The sequence below is a fragment of the Marinobacter suaedae genome, assembly GCF_030519635.1.
Lineage (GTDB): Bacteria > Pseudomonadota > Gammaproteobacteria > Pseudomonadales > Oleiphilaceae > Marinobacter > Marinobacter suaedae.
This window is the reverse complement of the sequence record NZ_JAUMIS010000001.1, coordinates 1,807,397-1,831,164: the sequence shown is the minus strand read 5'-3', so window position 1 is coordinate 1,831,164 and position 23,768 is coordinate 1,807,397. Positions and strand designations below refer to the sequence as shown.

Here is a 23,768-nt window from a genome sequence, read left to right as displayed (position 1 = left end):
TGTTACCGACATCCTATCTATCGCTCTTTTTCTGGCAATTTATGATCTGGCAACACTCGCTCACCGTAAATCCAGACACTGACAAATACGGGACGAGTGCATAGAATGACCAGAACAGTAGTTAACCATGCATCAGTCAAGGAGCGTCCAGTGAGTACACTGGAGCAATCGCCATCTGGCTCTGAGGGGCGCAAAGATCCCTGGAGCCAGTTGTTGCAAAAAGTGGGTAGCAGTCAGGATCGGGAGGCGTACCACAAGCTTTTCGAACACTTTGGCCCACAGATCAAGTATTACGCCATTGCGAACGGACTCGCCAGCCACGCAGAGGAGCTGGTGCAGGAGGTGTTCGTGTCTATCTGGCGTCGTGCGACGCTGTACGATTGGCGGAAAGCAGCGGCGTCCACATGGATTTTCACCATTGCTCGGAACCAGCGGATCGATATGCTGCGGAAAATGCAGCGGACGAGTGCAGAAATGGCGGTGGAAACTGAGGATTTGTGGCAGATCCCAGGCGAAAACGAGGATGAACCGGTGACCTCCCTGCATCGCCTGATGTCAGAGCGACGTATCCGCGAATCCCTGAGCCATCTGCCGGAAGAACAGATTACCGTTATTGCCAAGGTATATATGGAGCACAAGTCTCACCAGGTGGTCGCGGACGAGCTCAACATTCCCCTTGGCACGGTAAAAAGCCGGGTCCGCCTGGCGTTGAACAAGTTAAAAGTAATATTGCAGGACCAGAACGTATGACACGGCATCATCCCGACAGCTTGAGTTTGATGGATTACAGCGCGGGCAACTTGAGTGAGCCTCTGGCGCTGTGCATCCGTCTGCACCTGGACGAGTGTCCTGAGTGCCGGGGCCGGGTGGACATGCTGGAAAGTCTCGGCGCCGTCATGATGGAGCAGCAGCCCAAAGTGGCCATCAAGGAGGACATGTTCGGTGCCATTCTGGCGCGCATTGACAGTGATGATACGGAAGCGGACTCGCCGGACGGAAACGTAGGTGTGGCTCCGAAAATCACGCCCAAGCAAAGCGCCCTGCAAAAATTGCTGGGTGAAGACATCAACCAGCTTCCCTGGAAGCGCCAACTAGGGGACGTCAGCGTACTCGACATCTCCGATCGGTTCCCGGGCCAGCGCCAGCAAGTCGTGTTGCAGAAGCTTGCCGCAGGTGGCAAGGCGCCCGCACACACCCATCGCGGCGAAGAGACAACCATCGTGTTGCAGGGTGCGTTCGCCGACCAGAACGGGGTGTTCAACCAGTGGGACTATGTCGTATTGAACGAAGAACACGAGCACAAACCCGTGGCCGTGGGTTGCGAAGATTGCATCACGCTGTCCGTCCTCAGTGGACCGGTGAAGCTGACGGGCACCTTTGCCCGCATGCTCAATCCATTCATCCGGTAGTTGCTTGGCAATTTAAGCCAGCATTCGAAAAAAGGGGCGTGAGAGACAGCCCCTTTTTTTCGTCATCTGCTTTACCAGAGAAGCTCGGTCCCATCCCAGCTCAGGAAACGACCATTATCCTCAGCGGTCACATTGCGGATCACCCTGAGCAGGTTGCTGGCGGTTTCCCCGGGTTTGTGGACCTGCAGCTGGGCGAGCGACTGCCGGAACGGCGCACTGAGGGCAGACTCGGTGGTGCCAGGATGAAGCGCAACACAGGCCACCGGTTTACACCGACGGGGCAATTCCACCGACAAGGTTCGAACCAGCATATTCAGTGCCGCTTTTGAACTCCGGTAGGCATACCAGCCCCCCAGCCGATTATCGGAAATCGAACCCACTTTGGCCGATATTGCCGCAATCCGTTTGAACTCCCGATGTTGCAACCAGGGCAGAAGCGCCTGCGCCAGGACTGCAAAGCCGGTGGCGTTCACGGCAAAGGCTCGGGCCATGGCCGATGCGGACACGTCCTCCAGGCGTTTCTCGGGAAACAAGTCCTCCGAGTGAAGCAACCCCGCCGCGTAAATGAACGTATCAATCCCCTCGTTCGCGGGCATGACCGCTTCCAGTTCGCTCAATACATCCGCAGGCACCTCATCCTCTTCGGCGTTCCAAGTCAGAAACCTGATTTTTCCGGAAGCCTGCAGCCTCTCGGCTGCCCGGTCCGGATTCCGGCATAGCCCCACCACGCGACTGTCCGGACTCTGATCCAGTATGGCTTCAGCCATTGCCCCACCAATGGCCCCGGATACTCCCGCAATCACGATACGATTCATAGCCTCCCCCGCTTCTGTCGTCCGTTCTGCCACGGGGCTCAGAGAAGAACGCCCGTGGGTAAACGCCCATCGCTCCAAGGTGATACGACAACTTTCGGCCACAGACCGCCAAGCGCGGTGAACCACAGAATTAAAACGGCCGTATGAAATGGTAGTTTAAATTCCTGACGACCCCGGGAGTTGATCCCGAACGCTTTAAAAAAACAGGTATGGAAAGGAGAGCAAGGCATGCAATATCAGGCTCCAGAGAACGACCTCCGGTTTTTGTTGTTTGATGTTCTGGGCGTGGACAAACTCCACGAACTGGAGAAATACGCCGATGCAACCCCTGATCTCATTTCAGCGGTCATCGACGAGGCTGGAAAACTGGCGGCGGAAGTCATACAGCCCACCAACCAGGTAGGCGACCGTGAAGGCTGCCAATACGATCCGCAAACCCGCTCAGTGACCACGCCAGACGCGTTCAAATCGGCCTACAAAACCTTTGTCGAAGGCGGCTGGACCGCACTGGACGCGCCGCTGGAGTTCGGCGGCCAGGGCCTGCCCCACACACTGAAGTTCGTGGTGGACGAAATGGTGTGCTCCACCAACCTCTCCCTGGGCATGTATCCGGGCCTGACCCACGGTGCGATCAGTGCGCTGTACGCCCACGGTTCGGAGGAGCTCAAGCAGACCTATCTGGAAAAGCTCATTTCCGGCCAGTGGACCGGCACCATGTGCCTGACCGAACCCCATTGCGGCACCGATCTGGGCTTGATCCGCACCCGGGCAAAACCCAACGACGACGGAAGCTACGCCATCGAGGGGACAAAAATCTGGATTACCGGCGGCGAACACGATCTGGTGGACAACATTGTGCACTTGGTTCTGGCCAAGCTGCCGGGCGCGCCGGACACCACCAAGGGCATCTCGCTGTTCGTCGTCCCCAAGTTCCTGCCGGACTCCGGTGAGCGCAACCCGGCGTTCTGCGGTGGGCTTGAGCACAAGATGGGCATCAAGGGATCGGCTACCTGTGTGATGAACTTCGAAGGCGCAAAAGGCTGGCTGGTAGGCGAAGCCAACGACGGCATGCGCGCCATGTTCACCATGATGAACGAAGCCCGCCTGATGGTGGGCATGCAGGGTCTCGGCCTCGCTGAAATGGCCTACCAGGAAAGTCTCGGCTTCGCCCGTGAACGCCTGCAGAGCCGTTCCCTGAGTGGCCCGAAAAACCCCGAAGGCCCCGCCGACCCCATCATTGTCCACCCGGACGTGCGGCGGATGCTGATGCGCCAGAAGGTCCTGAACGAGGGCATGCGCGCGCTGGCCCTGTTTACCGGCCACCAGCTGGACCTGTCGGTCGCCCATCCGGACGAGGATTCCCGTGAGGCTGCCGATGATCTTGTCCAGATCCTGACTCCGGTCGTAAAAGCGTTCCTGACCGACGAAGGATTCAACAACGCCAATACAGGCCTGCAGGTGCTGGGTGGTTCCGGCTTCACGACCGACTGGCCTCTGGAGCAGCTGGTTCGTGACGGACGCATCGCGCGGATCTACGAGGGCACTAATGGCATCCAGGCAATGGATCTGGTGGGCAGAAAGCTGGCTCTGAAAGGCGGCCGACTGGTGCGAACCCTGTTTGGCACCCTCGCCGGCTACCTGAAAGATAACCCCGAGGCTCCTCACCGGGATCAGCTCAAGGAAGCCATCCGCACCCTGGAAGAAGCCACCGGCTGGCTGGCCCAGAATGCGCCATCGGACCCGGAGCAAGCCGGTGCTGCCGCTACCCCCTACCTGCGCCTGATGGCTCTGACGGTGATTGGCTACCTGTGGTCGCGCATGGCGGCGGAGGCCAGGACACAACTGGACAACCAGGCCGAGGGCAACAACCCGGCGTTGCTGGAAGGCAAACTGGTGTCGGCCCGCTTCTATTTCGAAAAACTGCTGCCGGAAGTCCACTGGCTGCTGGCCGACATCCGCACTGGCAAGGACAGCATGATGGCCTTTGAGGACGACCACTGGTTTGCCTGAGGCATCCATTTCCGGTCACGACCACGCCCCGTGGCCGGAAATGACCGATGAATGGCTACTTGTGACCTTCAGAGACCGGCGCCGGCGCGGAATAATAGAGCCCGTTGATTAGTGTCTCTGAACTAGTCCAGCTCAGGCCCGTATCGGACTGGGCCTCTCCTTCTCCGCCACGCCCCGTCGTGGCTTTTTTTTGCCTGTTTTAGTGTGCCCCGCGGCCCTGGGTTACAATTGCCCTCTTTTCACCGACACAACCGCGCACCGGACGGATACTACCGGAGATCTGATGAACGCCGACGATTACGCTTTCCGCTTTGGCGGCATTGAGCGCCTGTATGGCCGCCGCGCCCTGAATGCCTTTCGCAACTCCCACATTGCCATTGTTGGCCTCGGCGGTGTGGGCTCTTGGGCGGCAGAATCCCTGGCCCGGAGCGGCGTGGGCAAGCTCACCTTGATCGACATGGACGACATCTGTGTGTCTAACACCAATCGCCAACTTCATGCCCTGGAGCAGCAATACGGTCGCACCAAGACCGATGCTATGGCGGAGCGCCTGCAGGCCATCAACCCCCACGCCACCATCAACGTCCACTTTGGTTTCCTGACCACCAAGAATGTCGCTGAACTGATCACGCCGGAGATGACTGGTGTGGTCGATGCGATCGACAGTGTGAAAGCCAAGGCCGCCCTGATCGCCCACTGCCAGCGTCGGAAAATTCCCATCGTCTGCGCCGGTGGCGCCGGCGGCCAGATGGACCCGACCCAGATACAGGTGGCGGATCTGAGCAAGACCACCCAGGACCCCCTGCTGGCCAAAGTGCGCAACATGCTTCGCCGGGAATATGGTTTTTCCCGCAATCCCAAGCGACGCTTCGGTATCGAGGCCGTATACTCGCTGGAACAGCTGACGTATCCTGCCGGGGATGGCGAGGTCTGCCTGCAGAAGCCGGATTCCTCAGGCCCGGTGCGACTGGATTGTGCGTCGGGGTTTGGTGCCGCCAGCCCGGTAACCGCCAGCTTTGGTTTCTTTGCCGCCTCACGGTTACTCAACCGTATTGCGCGACGAGCCAACCAGTAACCCAAAGGATTTGACCACCATATGCCCGTCAGCACCGTCATGCTCCTTGCCAGCATTGGCATACTTTCCCTCTTCTGCCAGTGGCTTGCATGGCGGGTTCGAATGCCGGCGATTCTGTTTCTACTGGCTGGCGGCGTGGCAGCAGGCCCGTTCCTGGGTTTCCTCGCGCCGGAGGCGGTGTTCGGTGAACTCCTGTTCCCGGTTATTTCCCTGGCCGTCGCCATCATCCTGTTCGAAGGCAGCCTGACCCTGCGCTACGAGGAAATTCGCGGCCACGGCAAGATGGTGCGTAACCTGGTGCCGATTGGCACCCTTGTTACCTGCCTTATCGGCACCCTGTCAGCCCGTTGGTTGCTGGATGTGTCCTGGGCCGTGGCGCTGCTGTTCGGCGCCATATCGGTGGTTACCGGGCCTACCGTCATAGCCCCGCTGCTGCGATCGGTCCGACCGGATGCCAAACTGGCCAACATCCTGCGCTGGGAAGGCATCATCATCGATCCGGTGGGGGCCCTGCTGGCGGTTCTGGTGTTCGAGGCCATCGTGTCCTGGGGTCAGGGGGATGTGTTCAGTCATTCCCTGTACATCTTCGGCAAGACCATTGCCGTTGGCCTGCTGATTGGCGCTGTGGCGGGGTACCTGAACGGCCTCGTGCTGCGTAAACACCTGGTCCCCCAGTACCTGCACAATGCAGGTACGCTGACGTTCATGCTGGGGGTCTACGCGGTTTCCAACGAAATGGCCCACGAATCGGGTCTGCTGACGGTGACCATCATGGGTATCTGGATGGCGAACATGAAGCAGGTGCCCATCGAGAGCATTCTGGAATTCAAGGAATCCCTCAGTGTTCTGCTGATTTCCGGCCTGTTCATCATTCTTGCGGCCCGCGTGGAGTTCAGCGCCATCGCGGCCCTGGGCTGGGAACTGGTTCTGGTGCTGGCGATCCTGATTCTCGTGGCACGCCCACTGAGCATCCAGCTGTCCGCCATTGGCACCAAACTGAACTGGCGGGAAAAGCTCTTCCTGAGCTGGATCGCGCCGCGGGGCATAGTGGCCGCGGCTGTGTCTGCGCTGTTCGCCTTCCAGCTGGAAAACCTCGGATACGAAGGGGCCGAGGCCCTGGTGCCGCTGGTGTTCGTCCTCATCATTACCACCGTCACTTTGCAGAGCCTGACCGCCCGACCGTTAGCCAAGTTGCTCGACGTGGCTTCACCTCCGGAATACGGTTTTCTGATCCTGGGCGCCAACCCCGTGGCACGCATGATTGGCCAGGCGCTGCATAAACAGGAAGTGCCCGTTACCCTGTGCGATACCAACTGGGAAAACGTTCGTCAGGCCCGGATGGCCGGTTTGCGTACCTACTTTGGCAACCCCATATCCGAGCATGCCTCCACCCACCTCGACCTGACCGGCGTTGGCAACCTGCTGGTGGTCTCGCCCTACAAGCACATGAACTCCCTGGCCACCTACCACTTCCTGGACTGGTTCGGCAACGGGCATGTTTTCAGCCTGGCAGAAGGCGACCAGGATCAGAAAGCCCGGCACCAGACTGCTGAAAAAATCCAGATGACACGGGGTCTGTTTGGCGGCGTCAGTTACGCCAAGCTGGCCAGCCTGGCCAGCCAGGGCTATGCGGTCAAAACCACTCAGCTGAGCGAAGAATTCAGTTACCAGGACTTCCTGACCAAGTACGAAGGCCAGGCGATTGTCATGTTCGTGTTCGATCAGAAGGGCCGGGTACAGCCGGTGATCAGCATGGACGCCTTAAAGCCTGAAGAAGGCTGGATGCTGATCAGCCTGGTGCCAGCCCAGGCGCCGAAGGAACGAAAGACCAAAGAAACTTCAAACGGGGACCGCCAGACCTCCGGGCCGGACGCGGAACCCGGAAACTAAGCGGTTCAAGAGGTAATATTCAGTGCTGGACCGAGGTTAGCGACAGTCCAGCACCAGCTTGCCGCGCACATGACCACCCTCCAGCTTTTCATGGGCATCCACCACACGATCCATCGGGAACGGCTCGTCGATGTGCACGCGAACGTCGCCGTCTTCGATCAGTTCGGCGATTTCATCCAGATGAAAGGCATCTGGCCGTACGGTCATGCCGTGGGCTCGCAGCCCCATGTCTTCCGCAGCACTGACGATCTCGTCAGCGGTGACCGTGGGAATGGTCACAAGTACACCCTGTTCACCCAGCGTGTGCAGTGAGCGCTTGCCGGCTTCGCCACCCACCAGGTCCAGCACCACGTCCAGCCCGTAGCACTCCTCGGCGACATCCGTGGTGTGATAGTCGATGACCTCGTGGACACCCAGTTCCGCTAGGAAATCCCGGTTACTGGCCGATGCCGTGGCAATCACGTGTGCGCCGCGCTCAAGGGCAAACTGAACGGCAAAATGACCGACACCGCCAGCCCCGGCGTGGATCAGAATCTTCTGGCCAGACTCCAGCTTGGCCACCTCGAACAGCGCCTGCCAGGCAGTCAGGGCCGCCAGCGGCAGTGCGCCGGCTGTCATCAGGTCCAGCTCCTCCGGCACGATGGCCAGTTCATCCGCCTGGGCCAGTGCATACTGGGCGTAGGCGCCACCGACACCGGGAAAGCCGATCATGCCCATAACCCGGTCTCCGGGAACCAGGGTGGTCACCCCTTCTCCGATCGCGATGACTTCGCCCGCCATATCGTATCCGGGCGTCCACGGCAGCGAGTTCTCGATCTGGCGTGCCGCAAAGCCCAGTCCCTTGCGGGTTTTCCAGTCGATCGGGTTCAGGCCGGCGCCATGAACGCGAACCAGAACCTGTCCGGCATCGGGCTGGGGAATCTCGGACTCTACCACCTGCAGGACATCCCGCTCGCCGAACCGGTCATAAATGACGTGGCGCATGGTGGATTCTGGGAGGGTATCAGTGGAATTCGCCATGGAGTTCTCCGGACTTCTCGGGTGACGGAAACAAAACTCTGTTCAGACTAGCAGAAGATCTTGCCAAGGAGGGTTTAATCGACGCGAAGCCCTTGGCCACCCGCCACAACCGCCGAGGCAAGAATGTCACGAAAGGCATCGGGTGCCCGGGCAGGCCGTTGGGTTTTCAGGTTCACACAGGCGTGGGTGGAGGTGGCCCGGACCAGCGTTTTGCCATCGGCCGGGCGCACCAGTTGGAACCGGCGTTCTGAACGGAAGCGACCATCAAAGCCGGTGATCCAGGTGCCCAGGATCAAGTGATCGCCGGCATTGGCGGAGGCCAGGTAGTCGATCTCGGTGCGGGTAATGGCCATGGCTCGCCCGGTACTTTCGTGTACCTCCCAGGTCATGCCAAGACTCTCGATGTGGGCCCAGCTGATTTCCTCCAGCCAGCGAACGTACACCACATTATTGGCGTGCCCCAAGCGATCTGTATCCTGATCGGTAACCGTGATATCCATGGTGAACGGATCAGCAAGATCCCAGTTGATCGGCGCGTCAGCCGTCATGCGTCGTCTCCAAGTCCGGGTATGGCGTGTAAGGGCAGCCGGCCAATCCGATCATTGTGCAACGATCCGAAGTACAGATACCCCTCGTGCGGGTTGACCGAGGTGATCTCCTGCAAGTGAGTACCCCGGGTGTCGTGCAGACTGGTGATCATATTCCCATCCCGGTCGAACGCCACCACCAGTCCGTACTCCTGGGGCTTGGGCTTGAGGCTGTCCGGCAACTTGGCGACCAGATCCTTGAGCCAGGGAGTGCGATGCAAGGCATCCACCTGGGAATTACGAAGCGTGGGGAACGCCACCCAGTAACGCCCTTCGGAATCGACGGCAAGGTTATCCGGAAAGCCCGGCAGGTTATCGGCGAAGACCTCGGCCTGACCGGCCTTGGGCCCGGTAATCCAGTACCTCAGAATGCGGTATTTCCAGGTTTCGTTTACCAGCACGAAGTCGCCGTCCGGGGATACGGCTACGCCATTGGCGAAGTGCAGGTTGCCCAAAAGCACCTCCGTCTTGCCGGTGCGGGGGGTGTAACGGAGGAGTCGACCCCAGGGGCGCATTTCCAGCAGATCCAGCCGATAATCCGGCTGCTGGAACCGGGAACTGGCATCACTGAAGTAGATGCGACCGTCGGGAGCGATATCCACGTCATCGGTAAACCGGAAAGGGGTCCCTTCGGCTTCGCGAGTGAGCACTGTGATCTCACCCTCTGGCGTTACCGAAAGCAGTCCTTTCCAGGCATCGGCAACAATCAAATCACCATTCTGGTCGAACACCATACCTAATGGTCGGCCTTCGGTTTTCAGCCAGGTTTCAATCCGGCCATCGGGAAACAGGCGGATAATGCGCCCATCCTGAGTGCCGGCATGCAGTACGCCTTCCTCGTTGACGGCGGTATCTTCGGGCCCATAGACCTTGCCACGGGCCAGGAGGTCCGCCAGCCTGAGCCGCTCGTTGGGTGTGAGGGGGCCGGTCAGCGGTGGCGGTGACGGGGGGGCCCAGGCCCGGCTATCAATCGGAGACGGAGCCAGGAGGAAACCTCCCAGCACCGCAAACAATACCAAGCACCCGATCATCAGCCATCTCATAGACCATCCCCGCCTGAGTTGTTCATTCCCTGCTGTTTGTCCCTGTACTTTAGCAGACTGAACTCACGCCCTGAACTCGCAGGCTATGATTTATCAGGCATTTTTGGCCAGGAAACGCCGGCTCAGGGCAGCAAAGGTATCGGCTTTCTCCGCGTGCAGCCAGTGGCCGGTGTCTTTGATAATGCGGAGTTCGGCGGAAGGAAACAGGCGCTGTATCTCATTCCGGTGTTTCTCCTGGATGTAGGCGGAGTTCTCCCCTTTGATAAACAGAACCGGCCCGGTATAGGGGCCTTCGCCTTCCGGCGCCCTGGTGAGGTTATCGTAACTGGCTTGAATCACCGGCAGGTTCAGGCGCCAACGGAACATAGCCCCCCCTTCAGACTGTTCTTCACGGGGTACCCGCTCCAGGTTCTTGAGCAGGAACTGGCGGGTCGGAGCTTCCGCTACATGAGCCGACAACGTCTGATCGGCGTCCTGGCGGGAACGAACTGCTGCCGGGTCGATACTGCCCAGACCTTCCAGTACAGCATCGTGGCGGGGATGGTAATCCACCGGCGCAATATCGGCGACAACCACCTGCTCCACCCGATCCGGCGCCATCAATGCAATTTGCATTGCCACCTTGCCCCCCATGGAGTGACCGAGCAGCGAGACCTTGTCCAGTCCCTGGCTGTCCATGTACGCGAGAACATCACGGGCCATGGATGGGTAGTCCATGCTGTCCGAATGGGGAGAGGCGCCATGATTGCGCAGGTCCAGAGCGTGAATGCGCCATTCGTCCTGAAGCCGGCGGACAATCCCTCCCAGATTCTCCAACGACCCAAACAGGCCATGCATCAGGATCAGCGGCTTGCCTTCGCCAGTGATTCGGTGGTTCAGATCGACAGTCATCAGGGCTTGGCCTCCGGTTGGGATTGGGTCTGCGCGAGAGCCGATACATTACCATCCGCATTTCCATGGGCAAGCCCTACCAGGGTGGTATTTCACCCACAAAAAAGCCGGGGAAGTCCCCGGCTTTTGATCGGTGCCTGATTCGAGCGATCAGCAGTAGAAGATGCTGTTCAGGTACTCGGCCAGCGCCATGACGTTTTCACGTTCTGACTGGGTGTGCGGTACAAAAATTTCCTGTTCCATTGTGTCCTCCTGCTACGGCTTGTCCATTGCTTCAACCTGATACCCATAATGCTATCGTTAGAGGCATGACAAACCGTTGACAGGCTGTCCCAACTATTTGACATTTTGTACCAATCTGCGGGGCAGACTGTTAACGTGGGGATACATGACCATGAACGCGCACCTGGCTGAAAACAATGACAAACCGCTGGTTGCCGCTTCCAGCACCCTTGCTCTGGTTCACTACCTGGAGCGCCAGGGTGTTCTGGACGCCGCAAAGGTGGAGACCATCCTTGGCCGGTCTATCCAGGACTTGTCCGCCCCTGACCTGCGCATTCCCGCCGAAGATCACTACCGGTTGTGGGAATACGCCGAGCAAGTCACCGGGGATCCCGGGGTGGGACTGCACGCCGGCCAGCTGGTTGACCCCGAGCGCATGGGGCTGGTCGGCCATGTCTTCTTCAATTGCGATACCCTGGGCGAAGCCGTTACCCAGTATGTCCGCCTGCACCGGCTGATCAACGAGTCGGTGACCCTGAGCTTCGAGCAAACCGGCAACGAGGCCATCCTGACCTGGCAACCGGACTGGCCAGACCATTACTGCCGGCAGGATATGGATCGCACCCTGGCCTCGGCCCTGTGCCGTACCCGACACTTCATCCACCCGACCATCACTGCCCAGTGGGTCGAACTGGCCCACCCCAAGCCCAGTTACGCCGACGAATACGAGGCCCTGCTGGGGGGACCGGTGAGCTTCGACTGCCCGACGACCCAACTGGCGTTCAGCAGTGAACACCTGAGCCACCCCATTCCCAGGCGCAACCCCTACGTGTATTCGGCCGTCCTCAAACAGGTCAACGGCCTGCTGGCGCGGCTGGGATCACGTCGCTCGTTCGGCCGTAAGATTCGCCGCCTGATCTCGAAGCAGATGTCCACCGACAAGATCGACGCCGACACCCTGGCGAAGAAGTGCCACATGAGTCGTCAGACCCTTTACCGCAGGCTCAAGCGGGAAGGCCTCAGCTTTCACGAACTGGTTGAGCAGGTGCGACAGGATAAGGCCATGCGGTATGTGGCTGGCAATCACTACGCCCTCGGGGAAATCGCCTTCCTGCTGGGATTTTCCGAACTGAGCGCCTTCAGCCGGGCATTCAAGCGCTGGACCGGCCAGTCTCCCGCCAGCTATCGCGCCAGTCACCAGACACGAGAGGCCTCTCACACCGGGCGGCCCCGCTCCAACCGGGGCTCACGCTGACATGGTCGATTCCTGGTGGGTCATCACGACCATCGCAGCTGTCTACCTGGCAGCCCTGGCCTGCATCTACCGCATCCTGCTGACCTACCGCACCGCCCAGGGCGCCATTGCCTGGATTATCGGCCTGCTTGGCCTGCCCTACCTGACGGTCCCCCTGTTCCTGCTGATCGGACGCAACCGATTTGGCGGCTACGTCAAAGCCCGGCGCATGGGCGATGAATCGCTCACCAGCCTGCTGGACTACTTCGAGCAGCAAACCACGTCGATTACCGAAGCCACCGACAGCCACTTTACCGATGAGCTCCAGGTACTGTGCAGCCTGGGGCGGCAACCCTTCACCGAAGGCAACCAGTGCCAGCTGCTGCGCGATGGTAACGACACCTTCGACGCCCTGTTTGAGGCCATGGAAAACGCCCGCCGGTATATCCTGCTGGAGTTCTACCTGGTGCGCTCGGATAAAGTGGGCCAGCGCATCAAAACCATACTTGAGCGGAAACTGGCCGACGGAGTGGAAGTCTGGTTTCTGTACGACGACATCGGCTCGGTGTCGCTGCCGAAAAACTACCTCAAAGAGCTCAGCAAAGCCGGCGCCCACGTGGCCTCATTCGGCGATGGTAATGTTCGCCGGCGCCGTTTTCAGATCAATTTCCGGAATCACCGGAAGCTGCTGGTTTGTGACGGTACGGTGGGCTTCGTCGGCGGCATCAACCTTGGTGATGAATACCTGGGCACTGTCATGGACCAGGAGCCCTGGCGTGATACCCACTGCCGGATTAAAGGCCCGGCGGTGACCGGCCTGCAACTGGCCTGGCTGGAAGACTGGAACTGGGCCAGCGATGAGGTGCCGACGCTGGGCTGGGATCCCCACGAAGCCACTCCCGGTAATGACAAGGTACTGATCCTCCCCACCGGCCCGGCCGATGATTGGGAAACCTGCACGTTGTTTTTTCTCAACTGCATCAACAACGCCCGGCACCGTCTGTGGATTTCCTCTCCCTATTTTGTCCCCGATGTTCAGATCATGCATGCCCTGCAACTGGCCGCCTTACGGGGTGTGGATGTACGCATCATGATTCCGGAGAAAGCCGACAGCCGGATCATTGGCCTGGCGGCCTACTCCTATCTGAGCCAGGCCTCACAAACCGGCATCAGGATCTACCGCTACCAACCGGGCTTCATGCACCAGAAGGTGGTGCTGGTGGACGATCGCTATGCCGCCGTGGGAACGGCCAACCTGGACAATCGATCCATGCGGCTCAACTTTGAAATTTCCATGGTCACCACCGCCCGACATTTTGTCGACGAGGTGACCACCATGCTGCAAGACGACCTGGATAATTGCCGGCAAATGACCGAGCAGGACTACAAGGAACGTTCGATTCTGTTCCGGCTCACCTGCCGGGCGGTCAGGCTGCTTGGGCCACTGTTCTGATCCTGCTCGTCACGACTGGTTTCTTTGCCTCGGAATATGCGAGTATTCCGTAACAAAACAGTGGTGCAGTAGCGATATAACAATATGAATGCGTTCAAGCCCAGAGAAACCCTGACCGAGCAGGTCGCCCGCCATATCGAGAACCTCATTGCCTTCGGACAGCTTCGCTCCGGCGAGCGGATTTACGAGGCAGCCATGGCCAAGGAAATGGACGTCAGCCACGGATCCATCCGCGAGGGCCTGCTGCTGCTGGAGAAGCGTCACCTGGTCAGGAACGTGCCCCGCAAGGGCGCCTTCGTGACCCCGCTGGATGAGTTTTTTGTCCGCAGCCTGTACGAAACCCTGCAACTCTACCTGACCCACACGGGCAAGAAGCTCACCCGGAACTGGCAACCGGAAGACATGGAACGGCTGGAATCACTGCACGCTCAAATGCAGGACTGCTATGACCGCAGTGACCTGATGGCGTTTTTGAACCTGGGCATTGAATACACCAAGGCGTCGCTGGCATACGCCGATAATTACTTTATCGTGGCGGCCATCGAGGATCTCTGGCCGTCAGCTAGGCGATGTGCCTTCGTTGCCTTCCAGCAAGGCGGCAAGCATGTTTTGGAGGACAACCTGGAACACATGCGCGAGTCCATTCAGGCCATCCGGGACCGGGACGAACGACGCCTGGACGATATTCTTAGCCGTTACGCCTTGCAGCAGTGCCAGCAGGTGCTGGAAGCCCTTCGCAGCAGTGACCGTAAGGGCGCCTGATCAGGGCGAATCGTAGAACAGCTCGGTAAACGAATAGCCGATGTTGAGATAGACACTCCAGGTGTCGAGGTTGCTGTATGCGGCCGCGACCTGAACCGGCCCCAGGAAGGTGTCCACGCCGGCAAACAGGCTCCAGGAACGCACCGAATTCCCCCAGCTTGCGTCGCTCAGTGATTCCCAGGCATTGCCCACTTCAAAGCCTGCACCGGCAAAAACCGGCACCACCGGGCCACCAAAATTTTTACGTCCGAACATGGCGGCCATCAAGGCGTTGTCACCCGAGATCTGGCCAGGCCCCAACGCCGACAGCCGCCGGAAGCCACCCAGCCGGGCGGCATTTTCGATGCCCGGCTCACCCCGGGTGACGATCTCACCATAGAACAACCCGGTCAGGTTGAAGCCCTGCCAGGTATCCGTGCCCAAACCAATCCCACTGATGGCATCGAAGCTGCGCTCAGAGCCCAGACCGTCCCGGTCCATTCGCCCCCGCAGGCCGGCGAAGGCTCCGGAATACGGATAAAAGGAATCATCCAGGGAATCGTGCACCCACTGCAGGCTGATACCACCTTGCTGGATGTCATCGTCTTCGATCGCTACCTGGCCAACCACATTTTCAATGGAGGCGTCGCCGCGAAAATACTTCAACCGGACTTCGTGCTCGGAGCCAAATTCCATACCCAGAGCCACATCCACCATCCGGTAATTCACCTCCAGCTCGGCTACCGGATCACTGCCACCGTCATAGACGCCAAAGATGTCCCGGTCGTATTCACCGCCCACCACCAGGAAGCGCTCGTAGCCGTAGTCCAGTGGCTGATACCACTGGGACCGGATCCAGGGTTCGGTGCCCACCTGCAGACCGGTAGCCCATTCCGCCCCAAGATCGTTTAACTCGGTCAAGGTCAGGCCACCGGCCAGATTGAAACGGGTATCGCCGTCCACACTGTCCTCATACCCAAGTCCAAACGACAGGTAATTGGGGCCCCAGCTTTTCTCCTGAATCAGGATATTCAGAACACTGCCATCCGGGGACGGCGACACCGAATAGGACACGGTTTCGTAATATCCGAGGCCGTAAATCCGCTTCAGATCCTCTTCAAGAATCCCCACCTGCAACGGCATACCTTCCTGCTGACGGATCCGCTCCCGAATAAACTTCGACGCCAAAGCATTGCCATGAATGATATTGATACTGGCGACCCGCCCCACCCGAAAACTCCCGGAGTCACGACGCTCCTGGTACTCCGACCACTGTCTCTTTGATACCGACAGAGGCCGCAGCTCAACCGCATGCTCCCGGGCAGCGCTGGCCCCCAGCTCGAACAAAACCAGACCATCATAGAAATCGGCGGAGGTGTAACCCTCAAGGTCGGGCTGAATCAGCACATCCCTTTCGCCCAGAAAGGTTAGCTGCTCGTCGGTATTGCTGCGGGTCATCATGGTGGTGAGCTGCCCAACCACCGAGAATGCGCCGGTGAGCTCATCCCGCCCCATCAGCGCATCACTGATGTCCACCGCGATGATGATCTCGGCTCCCAAGTCCTGGGCAACGCTGATCGGGAGATTGTTCGCCACACCGCCGTCCACCAGTAAACGGCCATCCCGGCGCACGGGCGCGTAAACCCCGGGAATACTCATACTGGCCCGAACGGCTTCGGCCAGGTTGCCCTTACCCATGACAACCTGCTCTCCGGTCTCCAGATCGGTGGCAACGGCGCGGTAGGGAATAGCAAGAAGATCAAAATCTTCCACCAGGGCATCATCGCGGGTCAGTTCGTTGAGGATAAACCCGAGGTTCTGGCCAGCGACGATGCCCCCGCCAACCCGGAAACCATCAGCAGCCCCCCCGATACCCGGCATCAACGGCAGGCGCACTTCTTCCATTTTTCGGCGCACAGGTTTGTAAATCCGGCCCGGGTCGTCTTTGAAACTGGAAACCCAATCCAGCTTGAGAAAGCGGTTCTCGATTTCCTTGACCGACATGCCCGACGCATACAGGGCGCCTACGGCGGCACCCGCGCTGGTGCCGACCACCACATCGACGGGGATGTTCATCTCTTCGAGCACCCTGAGCACGCCGACGTGGGCCATGCCCTTGGCGCCACCGCCGCTGAGCACAAGGCCAACCTTGGGCCGCTCTGCTGCAGAAAGAACGGGCGCCAACCATGCGCCCGTGAGGAATATCCAAAAAAGAATGCGTTTTACTGGCATGAGATTCCTTTCTTCGCTCGGCCAGGGAGTGGGCGCTAAGACTTGCCGCCAGTCTCCTCATCAGCCAGGGACAGGTGGGAAACATCGGGAACCATTGGCGGCGGCAGGTCTTCCTTTATTCCGATATCACTACCGGTCGGGGCCAATGACCACTCATCCAGATGCTCAAATTCAGGTGCCTCGACGTCCTGAGTCTCAACCAGTCTCACGCCTGCCGGATCCAGGCCCAACCCCGAGCCGCTCAGTATGTCATCCACTTTTTCACCCGCCACCGGCAGCCGATCCCCCGGTTCGGTGTCGGGCACCCTGCCCGCTGCGGAGCTCGTCGGCCGGGCTGCTGGCTCAGTCTCCCGCGCAGGTTGAGCGGGAGCCGCCGCTTGTGGCCTGGGAGCTGATTCGGATACCGGAGTCGTGCCCGGCATGGGCTGCACATAAGCCACCATGCCGTGTTTGCCCAGTACGGCGCGGTATTTTTCGGCTTGCGCCTCTTCCAGCTTGTTACGGATCACCACGGGTTGACCACTGAACATCCGGTCGACCTGCTCGACACTGGCCTTGAACAGGGCCCGTGCATTGTTTCGGGCAGTCTGGGTATCGGTACCCGGAACGCACTCCCCTTTGAAGACAAGCTGAAACATGCCACTACCTCTTATAACGTCTGTACTGCTGTTGTTGTTAAGAATAGTTGAAAACTTCATGAGCAGCGCCGCCGGCAGATAACCCCCGAGGTGCTGACAACCGCAAAAAATTGAAAAAATTTTCGTCCGAATTCTTTAAAATGCCAACCGGTCTGCAAAAATGGACCGCGACAAGCACTTACACTTTGTTACACATGACAAAAAAGTCACCAGGTAACCAACCATGAAAACGTCATTCATCCACAGCCTATTGGCCTCAGCCCTTCTGCTGCCCGCCCTTCCAGCGCAGGCCGAGAATCTTGACCTGCTGATGAGCCAGGTGTTTGCCCGGGACGAAGCGACCTACATCGGTTACGAAAGCGTGGAGCGGCAGGACATTCCGGTCTCGGCCGACATCGAGCGCAAATACCTGATTGTCGACTTTCGCCTGCAGGCAACGCAACCACCTATGGAGCAGCTTCAGGCCAGCGTTCACAAGGTCTGCATGACCCTGCTGAAGGATCGGGACCTGATTCGTGAGCTGTCCGATTCCGGGTACGACATGGTCTCGGTTGCCTTTGACCGCCGTTCCCAGTTTGATTGCCTGTAAGCTTCGCCTCTAGTTCTCTCGTCCCAGCAATCTCGGGAACACATCCAGCGCACCGTTGACCGCATCCAGGTTGAACGCCTCCACATCGGCCAGCAGCTTTTCCCCGTACTGGGTCACCGACGGTGACCGGAAACGCTGCCCCCAGGCCAGCACCCGCCGGGCAAAGTCTTTCATAGCCTCCGGGTCTCCGCTCTCCCTGACATCCTGCCACTCATCGCCGAAGTCCTTGGCCAACTGTTCACGCAACCAGCCACGTTCCTGAATACTCAGCTCCTGGGCGAGCAGAGTCTCCGCTTCTTTCGGCTTACCCGGATCTTCGACTATTTCACCGGTCGCGGCGACCTCAGGCAACACCACAGTAAACACAGAGCCGACGTTGGCTTCGCTCTCGACTTCCAGCTCGCCCCCCATCATACGCACCAGTTTTCGGCTGATGGCCAGCCCAAGGCCTGTACCTCCATAGCGGCGTGTGTTCTGGCCTTCGCGTTGTTCAAAGGCTTCAAAAATGCGTTCCCTCTGGTCTTCCGGCACGCCGATGCCGGTGTCTTTTACGGTAATCACCAGACGATACCGCTGTATATCGGGCGTGGGGGAGTCAGGGTTCTCCTCTTCCCCGGCTGACTCCAGAGGCGTTGCTGTTGCCCGAACCGTCACACCGCCTTCGTGGGTGAACTTGATGGCATTGCCCACCAGATTAAACAGCACCTGCCTCAGCCGCGTTTCGTCCAGCATCATCGCCGCGGGCATGGCCGAGTCAACGCTCACTTCCAGGGAAATTTCCTGTTCCCGGGCACGCAGATCGAAGATGTGCCGAACGTCATCCAGCATACGGCGCAGGGACACCGCCGAATAATCGAGACGAAGTTTACCGGCCTCTATGCGGGACAAATCGAGGATGTCGTTGATCAGCATCAACAGGCTGCGGCTGCCCGCCCGGATCGCCTCCAGGTAGTTGCGCTGCTGGGGATCCTTGACGGTATTGGTCAGCAAGTCGCTGTATCCGATCACCGCATTCATGGGGGTGCGGATTTCGTGGGACATGTTGGCCAGGAATTCACTCTTGGCGCGACTCGCTGCCTCAGCTTCCCGGGCCAGGCGTTCAGCCTCCAGTTTGGCGGCCCGGAGTTCGTCTTCACTGCGGCGCAGGGCGTTCTCGGACCGGATTCGCTCATCCACCTCCCGCGACAGCTTGCGGTTCCAGTACAGGAAGATCAGTACCACCACGATGGCTATCAGAATCACCCGCCGCACGACGGTGTAGTCCGGTTCCTGCTCGATATCCAGGTTGATCCACTGGTTGTAGATGGCCTCGGTTTCGCTGGCATCCAGGCTGTTGAGCGTCTGATTCAGGATTCGGTGCAGATCGGGCCGGTCGGCCTTAACCGCCAACCGCAGGTCGTAAGCATAAGGCGTGATACTGGTGATCCTGAGATTCGCCAGGCCGAGCCTCGCGACGGTGTAACTGACCGCCGGAATGTGCGTCACCATCACATCCAGGTCGCCATTGGACAGAGCCAGCAGCCCCTCTTCCACCGTGCTGACCGGGAACAGGTTCAGTTCCGGATGGTTGATCAGCAGGTAATCGTGTGCCGCGTGGCGATTAACCACACCAACACGTTCCCCCTGAATCTCCCGTAAGTCACCAATAAACCGACCCTCGTCCCGTATCGCGAGGGCAATGGGGACCGTCAGATAAGCCCGGGTGAACAGAAAATCCTGTTCGTTGCGAGGCGTCCGGGCCAGTCCGGGGAGAATATCCACCGTACCATCCCGCAACTGCTCCTCTGCGGTCATGCGATCCGATACCAGGGTCCGCTCAAAGCGCAGGTTGAGTTTGCTTTCCAGCCGGGTCATCAGGTCGGCCACGAGGCCTCCCGGACGACCATCCTGGGCGAATTCGAAGGGTGGCCAATCGGATCGGAATGCCACCCGAAGATCCTCATTGCGTTTTAACCAGTCCTGGTCGGCGCCAGACAGCTCAAAACCGTTCCGCTCCAGGGCGGGCACATCAGTCTGTAGCCAGGAATGCCGGATGGTGCGGTGCTCGTAATGATTGATGGCCAGAACGGCCTGTTCCAGAACCCGGAACAGCTGATCCTTGTCGGCATCCACCTGCAGCACCACATCTGCAGTGCGCTCATCCAGCAATTCCGACAAGCCGATTCCGTCGATCATCGCCGACTGGAGATACTCCGACACCACCAGCACCGGTCCGAGAAACGCGTCAGCCCGGCCAGAGAGCACACTGCTGACCGCCTCGCTCAGGTTTTTCACTTCCACCGGCGTGAAGTTCTGCACCGGGTCCAGCATGGGGAACTGGTTCGGGTCCGTCTCGATGATCGCGATCCGGGTGTTCTCCAGATCCTCAAGACCTCGGATGGCCAGGTCTCCGGCACCGATGAACAGACCGTAGGTCAGTGACATCAGGGGTTCGGTGACCTTCTGGCCTGGGGGCACCGGCGTATCGGGCAGGCGGGCGGTTAACAGAGCGTCGACCGACGGGACCTCAACACCACCTGTGCCTCCGACAACGACGGCCTCTACCGGCTTATCCAGCTTTTCCGAAAGCCGGTCCAGGTAATCGACGAAGATACCGGCCATGGTGCCATCGCCGATATCAAACATCAGCGGGACCCGCGGCTCCCGTATGCCAATCCGAAAACTTTCCTTCGTATCCAGCCAGTCCAGATCGTCGCTGCCAAGCACCGGCGCAGGGGACTGCTGCGGAGGATCCGCCCGCAACGATGCGCTGGCCAGAGACAACAGACAAAGCAACAAAAGTGGAAGCGCGGCCTTCACTGGATATCCTTAAGGGTTCCGCTACATTTCAGGGAACCATACCTGCAATCAGAGACAATTTCATTCGGGCAAACAACGTCGGGAGCGCCGTAGTCATGGATACCAGCAAGCACACTATCAATACCCTGTTTGAGCAACTGGGACTGCCTTCCGATGAGGCCAGTGTGGATCAGTTCATCAGCGAGCACTCGCCGCTCCCGGCCGGCACCGCGATCCAGGATGCGCCCTTCTGGTCCGAAAGCCAGTCCAACTTTCTGGAGGAAGGCCTGGAGCAGGACAGCGACTGGGCTGAAATAATTGATGAACTGGATGCCAGAATGCGTCATTGAGACACCGATTCAATCACAACCGAGTCTTTGCCGGTATCCGCTGAGTGGACAATCGCCCTGGACGGAAGCAAGGGCATCGTAAACGCCTGAAGACCCTGAGACCGCACATCGATTGCGATCGTTCTGATCATCACCTATTTCCGATCCTCACAGCCCGGGCCAGAGTGCTGGTCCTGCCGACGTCTGCGAGCCCGCGGATGGCTCTGGTCATACACCCGGGCCAGGTGCTGGAAATCCAGATGGGTATATACCTGGGTGGTTGCGATATCCGCGTGACCGAGCAATTCCTGTACCGCCCTCAGATCGCCACTGGATTCCAGCATGTGGCTGGCGAAGGAGTGCCGTAGCATATGAGGATGCAATCTCTGGTCGGCCCCTTTCACCACACCCCACCGACTCAGGCGCGACTGGATACTTCGATGGCTGAGGCGGTCACCGCGCTGACTGACAAACAGCGCCGGTTCCGCGTCTCCAGTCAGTCCGGCTCGCACCGGCAACCAGGCCTGGATCGCCGCGACGGCCTTGCGGCCAACAGGGAGATCCCGCTCCTTGCCACCCTTACCCAAAACGCGTAACTGGCCACCTCGAAGATCCACCGAATCCACATTCAGCCCAGCCAGCTCAGACAGACGCAGACCGGATGAATAGATCAGTTCAAACATGCACAGATCACGCACTTCGAGGGGATCGTCGGGGTTGGCATCAAGGAGGTGGTTCACCTGGTCCACGTCCGCAACCTTGGGCAGCCGACGGCCGCTCTTGGGGGCTCGTATATCCAGGGCTGGATTATCGGTGGCCAGTTTTTCCCGCACCAGGAACCGGTAAAAGCGCCGGATCGACGACAGGTGGCGGGCGATACTGCGGCCGCTCAGACCTTGCCGGGCCAGGTCGGCGGCATAGCGTCGAACGTCATGGGCGTTGAGTCGATGCCACTGGTCAAACTGGCGCTGATGGAGCCAGCCCGCCAGACGATCCAAATCCCTCCGGTAACTGTCGCAGGTGCGCTGGGAGTGACGGGTTTCCGAGGCCAGATGCTGAATGAAGTCAGTCAGAGGGGCAGCCAGGGATACCGGCAGGCTATCAGCCATCTGCTCCCCGGGCACTCAAGAGTTCTCCGCTGTCCGCCCGGTGGTCTCCACCACCGTGCTGTGGCGTTCAAGCATGGGTGGCAGCAAGCGACTGAGGGTATCGCTGATATAGCTCAGGAACATGGACCCCATGCTCTGATCGAAGTAACCCGGTTCGCAACTCCCCACCGCAAACACGCCAACCAGGCCCTGGCTGCGCAGGGGCACCAGCGCAACCGAGGCGATGGGATCGTCCCGGTCGGGGAACAGGAATTCCCGCTCGTTCTCGCGGAACTGGCCGCATACGGCACGGTCACCTTCCAGAAGACTACCCAGGCGTTCCCGGGCGTCCTGCGGACTGACCACATGCAGCGCGCCTTGCGATACCTCAGGCAAGTCGCTGTCGGTGAAGAGCAAGACCGACGCCGCATCGAGGCCGAAATCGCCCCGGATGCTGTCATCAATCACCGCCGCCATATCATTGACGTTACGCGCCTCAATCACCTGCAGCAGCATTCGCTTGCTCTTCTCGAACAGACGGTCATTCTGGCGGGCAATGGACACCAGTTCGCCCAGCTCACCCTGGAGCATATCCCGCTGTTCGCGGAACAGGTGCACCTGTCGCTCCACCAGGGAAATGGCCCGGCCACTGTCGTGTGGCAGCGTCAATCCGCGCAGCAGGTCGTCCTGACCGACGAAGAAGTCAGGATTGTCTTTCAGGTACTGGACCACCTGTTCGCGGGTAATGTCATCGGCCTTCTGGTGGGCCGTCTGTTCTGTCATTCTGTGTCTCCTGACGGTCAGGACCGTTTTCGTGCGGGCTTTCCGTGTTTCGGACGACGGCCCGGTTTGTCTCCACCCGGCAGTCGCATCTGGCCTTCAAAGACCGTGGTTGCAGGACCATCCATCATAACAGGGGCCCCTTCCCCCTGCCATTCGATGACCAGCCGGCCACCGCGCAGTTCGACCTCGACCCGGCTATCCAGCAGCCCCCGGAGGCAACCGGCCACCACTGCGGCACAAGCCCCGGATCCACAGGCGAGCGTTTCCCCGGCACCCCGTTCATAGACACGCAAGCGGGCACGCTTGCGATCAATGACCTGCAGGAAACCGATGTTGGCTTTGGCGGGAAAACGGGGGTGGGATTCGAGCAACGGGCCCAGGGTTTCCACCGGCGCCGTGTCGACATTATCCACTACCAGGACACCGTGGGGGTTGCCCATGGATACGGCACTCAGCTCGACGGTCTGGCCGTCCACTTCCACGGTGTATACGGTTTTCTGCTGATCCGCGGCAAATGGAATGGCCGGGGGATTCATCTCCGGCACCCCCATGTTCACGGTCACCATGCCCTGCTTGCCCAGTCGCAGCTCGATCACGCCCTTAGCGGTCTGAACCCGAATCACCTTCTTGTTGGTCAGACGCTGGTCCCGGACGAAGCTGGCGAAACAACGGGCGCCGTTTCCGCACTGCTCCACCTCGGAACCATCGGCATTAAAAATACGGTAGCGAAAATCCACGTCTGGCAGACCCGGCGGTTCTACCACCAGCAGCTGGTCAAATCCGATGCCGAAGTTCCGGTCGGAAAGTTTGCGAATCATCTCCGGGCGCAGGCGAAACGGCTGGCTGATGGCGTCCACCACCATGAAATCGTTGCCCAGGCCGTGCATCTTGGTGAAACGCAACGCTGCGCCCTGTCCCTGCCCACGTCGGTGCTGACTCAT

The 23,768-nt window shown here is 59.5% G+C and carries 21 protein-coding genes; 10 read left to right on the top strand and 11 right to left on the bottom strand.

What is annotated here, in order from left to right:
• The first annotated feature begins 150 nt into the window (after positions 1 to 150).
• Together QVZ43_RS08350 and QVZ43_RS08345 are read left to right on the top strand one after the other, a co-directional pair.
• A complete protein-coding gene (locus QVZ43_RS08350; protein WP_302909557.1) occupies positions 151 to 750 on the top strand; it encodes a sigma-70 family RNA polymerase sigma factor in 600 nt (199 codons plus the stop codon).
• On the top strand, positions 747 to 1,409 hold the full coding sequence (locus QVZ43_RS08345) for a ChrR family anti-sigma-E factor (protein WP_302909556.1): 663 nt from the start codon (positions 747 to 749) through the stop codon (positions 1,407 to 1,409). The genes QVZ43_RS08350 and QVZ43_RS08345 overlap by 4 nt, the downstream gene beginning before the upstream one ends.
• A gap of 71 nt (positions 1,410 to 1,480) precedes the next feature.
• Here the strand turns inward: QVZ43_RS08345 and QVZ43_RS08340 are convergent, their stop codons facing one another.
• On the bottom strand, positions 1,481 to 2,224 hold the full coding sequence (locus tag QVZ43_RS08340) for an SDR family NAD(P)-dependent oxidoreductase (RefSeq protein ID WP_302909555.1): 744 nt from the start codon (positions 2,222 to 2,224) through the stop codon (positions 1,481 to 1,483).
• 228 nt (positions 2,225 to 2,452) lie between these two features.
• Here QVZ43_RS08340 and QVZ43_RS08335 point away from each other — a divergent pair, with 228 nt between their 5' ends.
• The 3 genes from QVZ43_RS08335 to QVZ43_RS08325 all read left to right on the top strand — a co-directional run bounded on the left by QVZ43_RS08335 (position 2,453) and on the right by QVZ43_RS08325 (position 7,199).
• Positions 2,453 to 4,234 (top strand): acyl-CoA dehydrogenase C-terminal domain-containing protein, encoded by a 1,782-nt coding sequence (locus tag QVZ43_RS08335; protein WP_302909554.1) that lies wholly within the window; start codon positions 2,453 to 2,455, stop codon positions 4,232 to 4,234.
• 283 nt (positions 4,235 to 4,517) lie between these two features.
• A complete protein-coding gene (gene tcdA / locus QVZ43_RS08330) occupies positions 4,518 to 5,309 on the top strand; it encodes a tRNA cyclic N6-threonylcarbamoyladenosine(37) synthase TcdA (RefSeq protein ID WP_302909553.1) in 792 nt (263 codons plus the stop codon).
• A 21-nt stretch (positions 5,310 to 5,330) separates the two neighbouring features.
• On the top strand, positions 5,331 to 7,199 hold the full coding sequence (locus QVZ43_RS08325) for a cation:proton antiporter (RefSeq protein ID WP_302909552.1): 1,869 nt from the start codon (positions 5,331 to 5,333) through the stop codon (positions 7,197 to 7,199).
• Between the two features lie 36 nt (positions 7,200 to 7,235).
• Here the strand turns inward: QVZ43_RS08325 and QVZ43_RS08320 are convergent, their stop codons facing one another.
• From QVZ43_RS08320 to QVZ43_RS08305, 4 genes are all read right to left on the bottom strand, one after another.
• Positions 7,236 to 8,219: an NADP-dependent oxidoreductase gene (locus QVZ43_RS08320; protein ID WP_302909551.1), complete on the bottom strand. Its 984-nt coding sequence runs from the start codon at positions 8,217 to 8,219 to the stop codon at positions 7,236 to 7,238.
• 74 nt (positions 8,220 to 8,293) lie between these two features.
• Positions 8,294 to 8,767, bottom strand: a complete 474-nt coding sequence (locus QVZ43_RS08315; RefSeq protein ID WP_223795840.1) for an acyl-CoA thioesterase — start codon at positions 8,765 to 8,767, stop codon at positions 8,294 to 8,296.
• Positions 8,764 to 9,849 (bottom strand): SMP-30/gluconolactonase/LRE family protein, encoded by a 1,086-nt coding sequence (locus tag QVZ43_RS08310; protein ID WP_223795839.1) that lies wholly within the window; start codon positions 9,847 to 9,849, stop codon positions 8,764 to 8,766. Before QVZ43_RS08310 ends, QVZ43_RS08315 begins: the two co-directional genes overlap by 4 nt.
• 93 nt (positions 9,850 to 9,942) lie before the next feature.
• Positions 9,943 to 10,740 carry an alpha/beta fold hydrolase gene (locus QVZ43_RS08305; RefSeq protein WP_223795838.1) on the bottom strand — a complete coding sequence of 266 codons (798 nt, stop codon included), beginning with the start codon at positions 10,738 to 10,740 and terminating at the stop codon, positions 9,943 to 9,945.
• A gap of 394 nt (positions 10,741 to 11,134) precedes the next feature.
• Between QVZ43_RS08305 and QVZ43_RS08300 the strand changes: the two genes are divergently transcribed.
• The 3 genes from QVZ43_RS08300 to QVZ43_RS08290 all read left to right on the top strand — a co-directional run bounded on the left by QVZ43_RS08300 (position 11,135) and on the right by QVZ43_RS08290 (position 14,411).
• Positions 11,135 to 12,217 (top strand): AraC family transcriptional regulator, encoded by a 1,083-nt coding sequence (locus tag QVZ43_RS08300; RefSeq protein WP_302909550.1) that lies wholly within the window; start codon positions 11,135 to 11,137, stop codon positions 12,215 to 12,217.
• A 1-nt stretch (position 12,218) separates the two neighbouring features.
• Positions 12,219 to 13,649, top strand: coding sequence for a cardiolipin synthase (gene cls / locus QVZ43_RS08295; RefSeq protein WP_302909549.1), 1,431 nt, complete (start codon positions 12,219 to 12,221; stop codon positions 13,647 to 13,649).
• Between the two features lie 84 nt (positions 13,650 to 13,733).
• Positions 13,734 to 14,411: a GntR family transcriptional regulator gene (locus QVZ43_RS08290; RefSeq protein ID WP_302909548.1), complete on the top strand. Its 678-nt coding sequence runs from the start codon at positions 13,734 to 13,736 to the stop codon at positions 14,409 to 14,411.
• Here the strand turns inward: QVZ43_RS08290 and QVZ43_RS08285 are convergent, their stop codons facing one another.
• Positions 14,412 to 16,622: a patatin-like phospholipase family protein gene (locus QVZ43_RS08285; RefSeq protein WP_302909547.1), complete on the bottom strand. Its 2,211-nt coding sequence runs from the start codon at positions 16,620 to 16,622 to the stop codon at positions 14,412 to 14,414. It lies immediately after the preceding gene.
• 35 nt (positions 16,623 to 16,657) lie between these two features.
• Positions 16,658 to 17,260, bottom strand: a complete 603-nt coding sequence (locus tag QVZ43_RS08280) for a hypothetical protein (RefSeq protein ID WP_302909546.1) — start codon at positions 17,258 to 17,260, stop codon at positions 16,658 to 16,660.
• Positions 17,261 to 17,483: 223 nt separating this feature from the next.
• Between QVZ43_RS08280 and QVZ43_RS08275 the strand changes: the two genes are divergently transcribed.
• Positions 17,484 to 17,849: a hypothetical protein gene (locus QVZ43_RS08275; protein ID WP_223795832.1), complete on the top strand. Its 366-nt coding sequence runs from the start codon at positions 17,484 to 17,486 to the stop codon at positions 17,847 to 17,849.
• 9 nt (positions 17,850 to 17,858) lie between these two features.
• Here QVZ43_RS08275 and QVZ43_RS08270 read toward each other — a convergent pair whose 3' ends face one another.
• The gene (locus QVZ43_RS08270) at positions 17,859 to 20,648 is read right to left on the bottom strand and encodes an ATP-binding protein (protein WP_302909545.1); all 2,790 of its coding nucleotides are present in this window, start codon (positions 20,646 to 20,648) and stop codon (positions 17,859 to 17,861) included.
• A gap of 95 nt (positions 20,649 to 20,743) precedes the next feature.
• Here QVZ43_RS08270 and QVZ43_RS08265 point away from each other — a divergent pair, with 95 nt between their 5' ends.
• A complete protein-coding gene (locus QVZ43_RS08265) occupies positions 20,744 to 20,977 on the top strand; it encodes a DUF2789 domain-containing protein (protein WP_223795830.1) in 234 nt (77 codons plus the stop codon).
• A 134-nt stretch (positions 20,978 to 21,111) separates the two neighbouring features.
• Here QVZ43_RS08265 and xerC read toward each other — a convergent pair whose 3' ends face one another.
• Genes xerC through dapF form a run of 3 tightly spaced genes read right to left on the bottom strand, consistent with a single transcriptional unit; the run spans position 21,112 to position 23,768 of the window.
• Positions 21,112 to 22,065 carry a tyrosine recombinase XerC gene (gene xerC, locus QVZ43_RS08260; RefSeq protein ID WP_302909544.1) on the bottom strand — a complete coding sequence of 318 codons (954 nt, stop codon included), beginning with the start codon at positions 22,063 to 22,065 and terminating at the stop codon, positions 21,112 to 21,114.
• A gap of 15 nt (positions 22,066 to 22,080) precedes the next feature.
• Complete coding sequence (locus tag QVZ43_RS08255) at positions 22,081 to 22,827, bottom strand: DUF484 family protein (RefSeq protein ID WP_302909543.1); 747 nt, start codon at positions 22,825 to 22,827, stop codon at positions 22,081 to 22,083.
• Between the two features lie 17 nt (positions 22,828 to 22,844).
• Positions 22,845 to 23,768: a diaminopimelate epimerase gene (gene dapF, locus QVZ43_RS08250; protein WP_302909542.1), complete on the bottom strand. Its 924-nt coding sequence runs from the start codon at positions 23,766 to 23,768 to the stop codon at positions 22,845 to 22,847.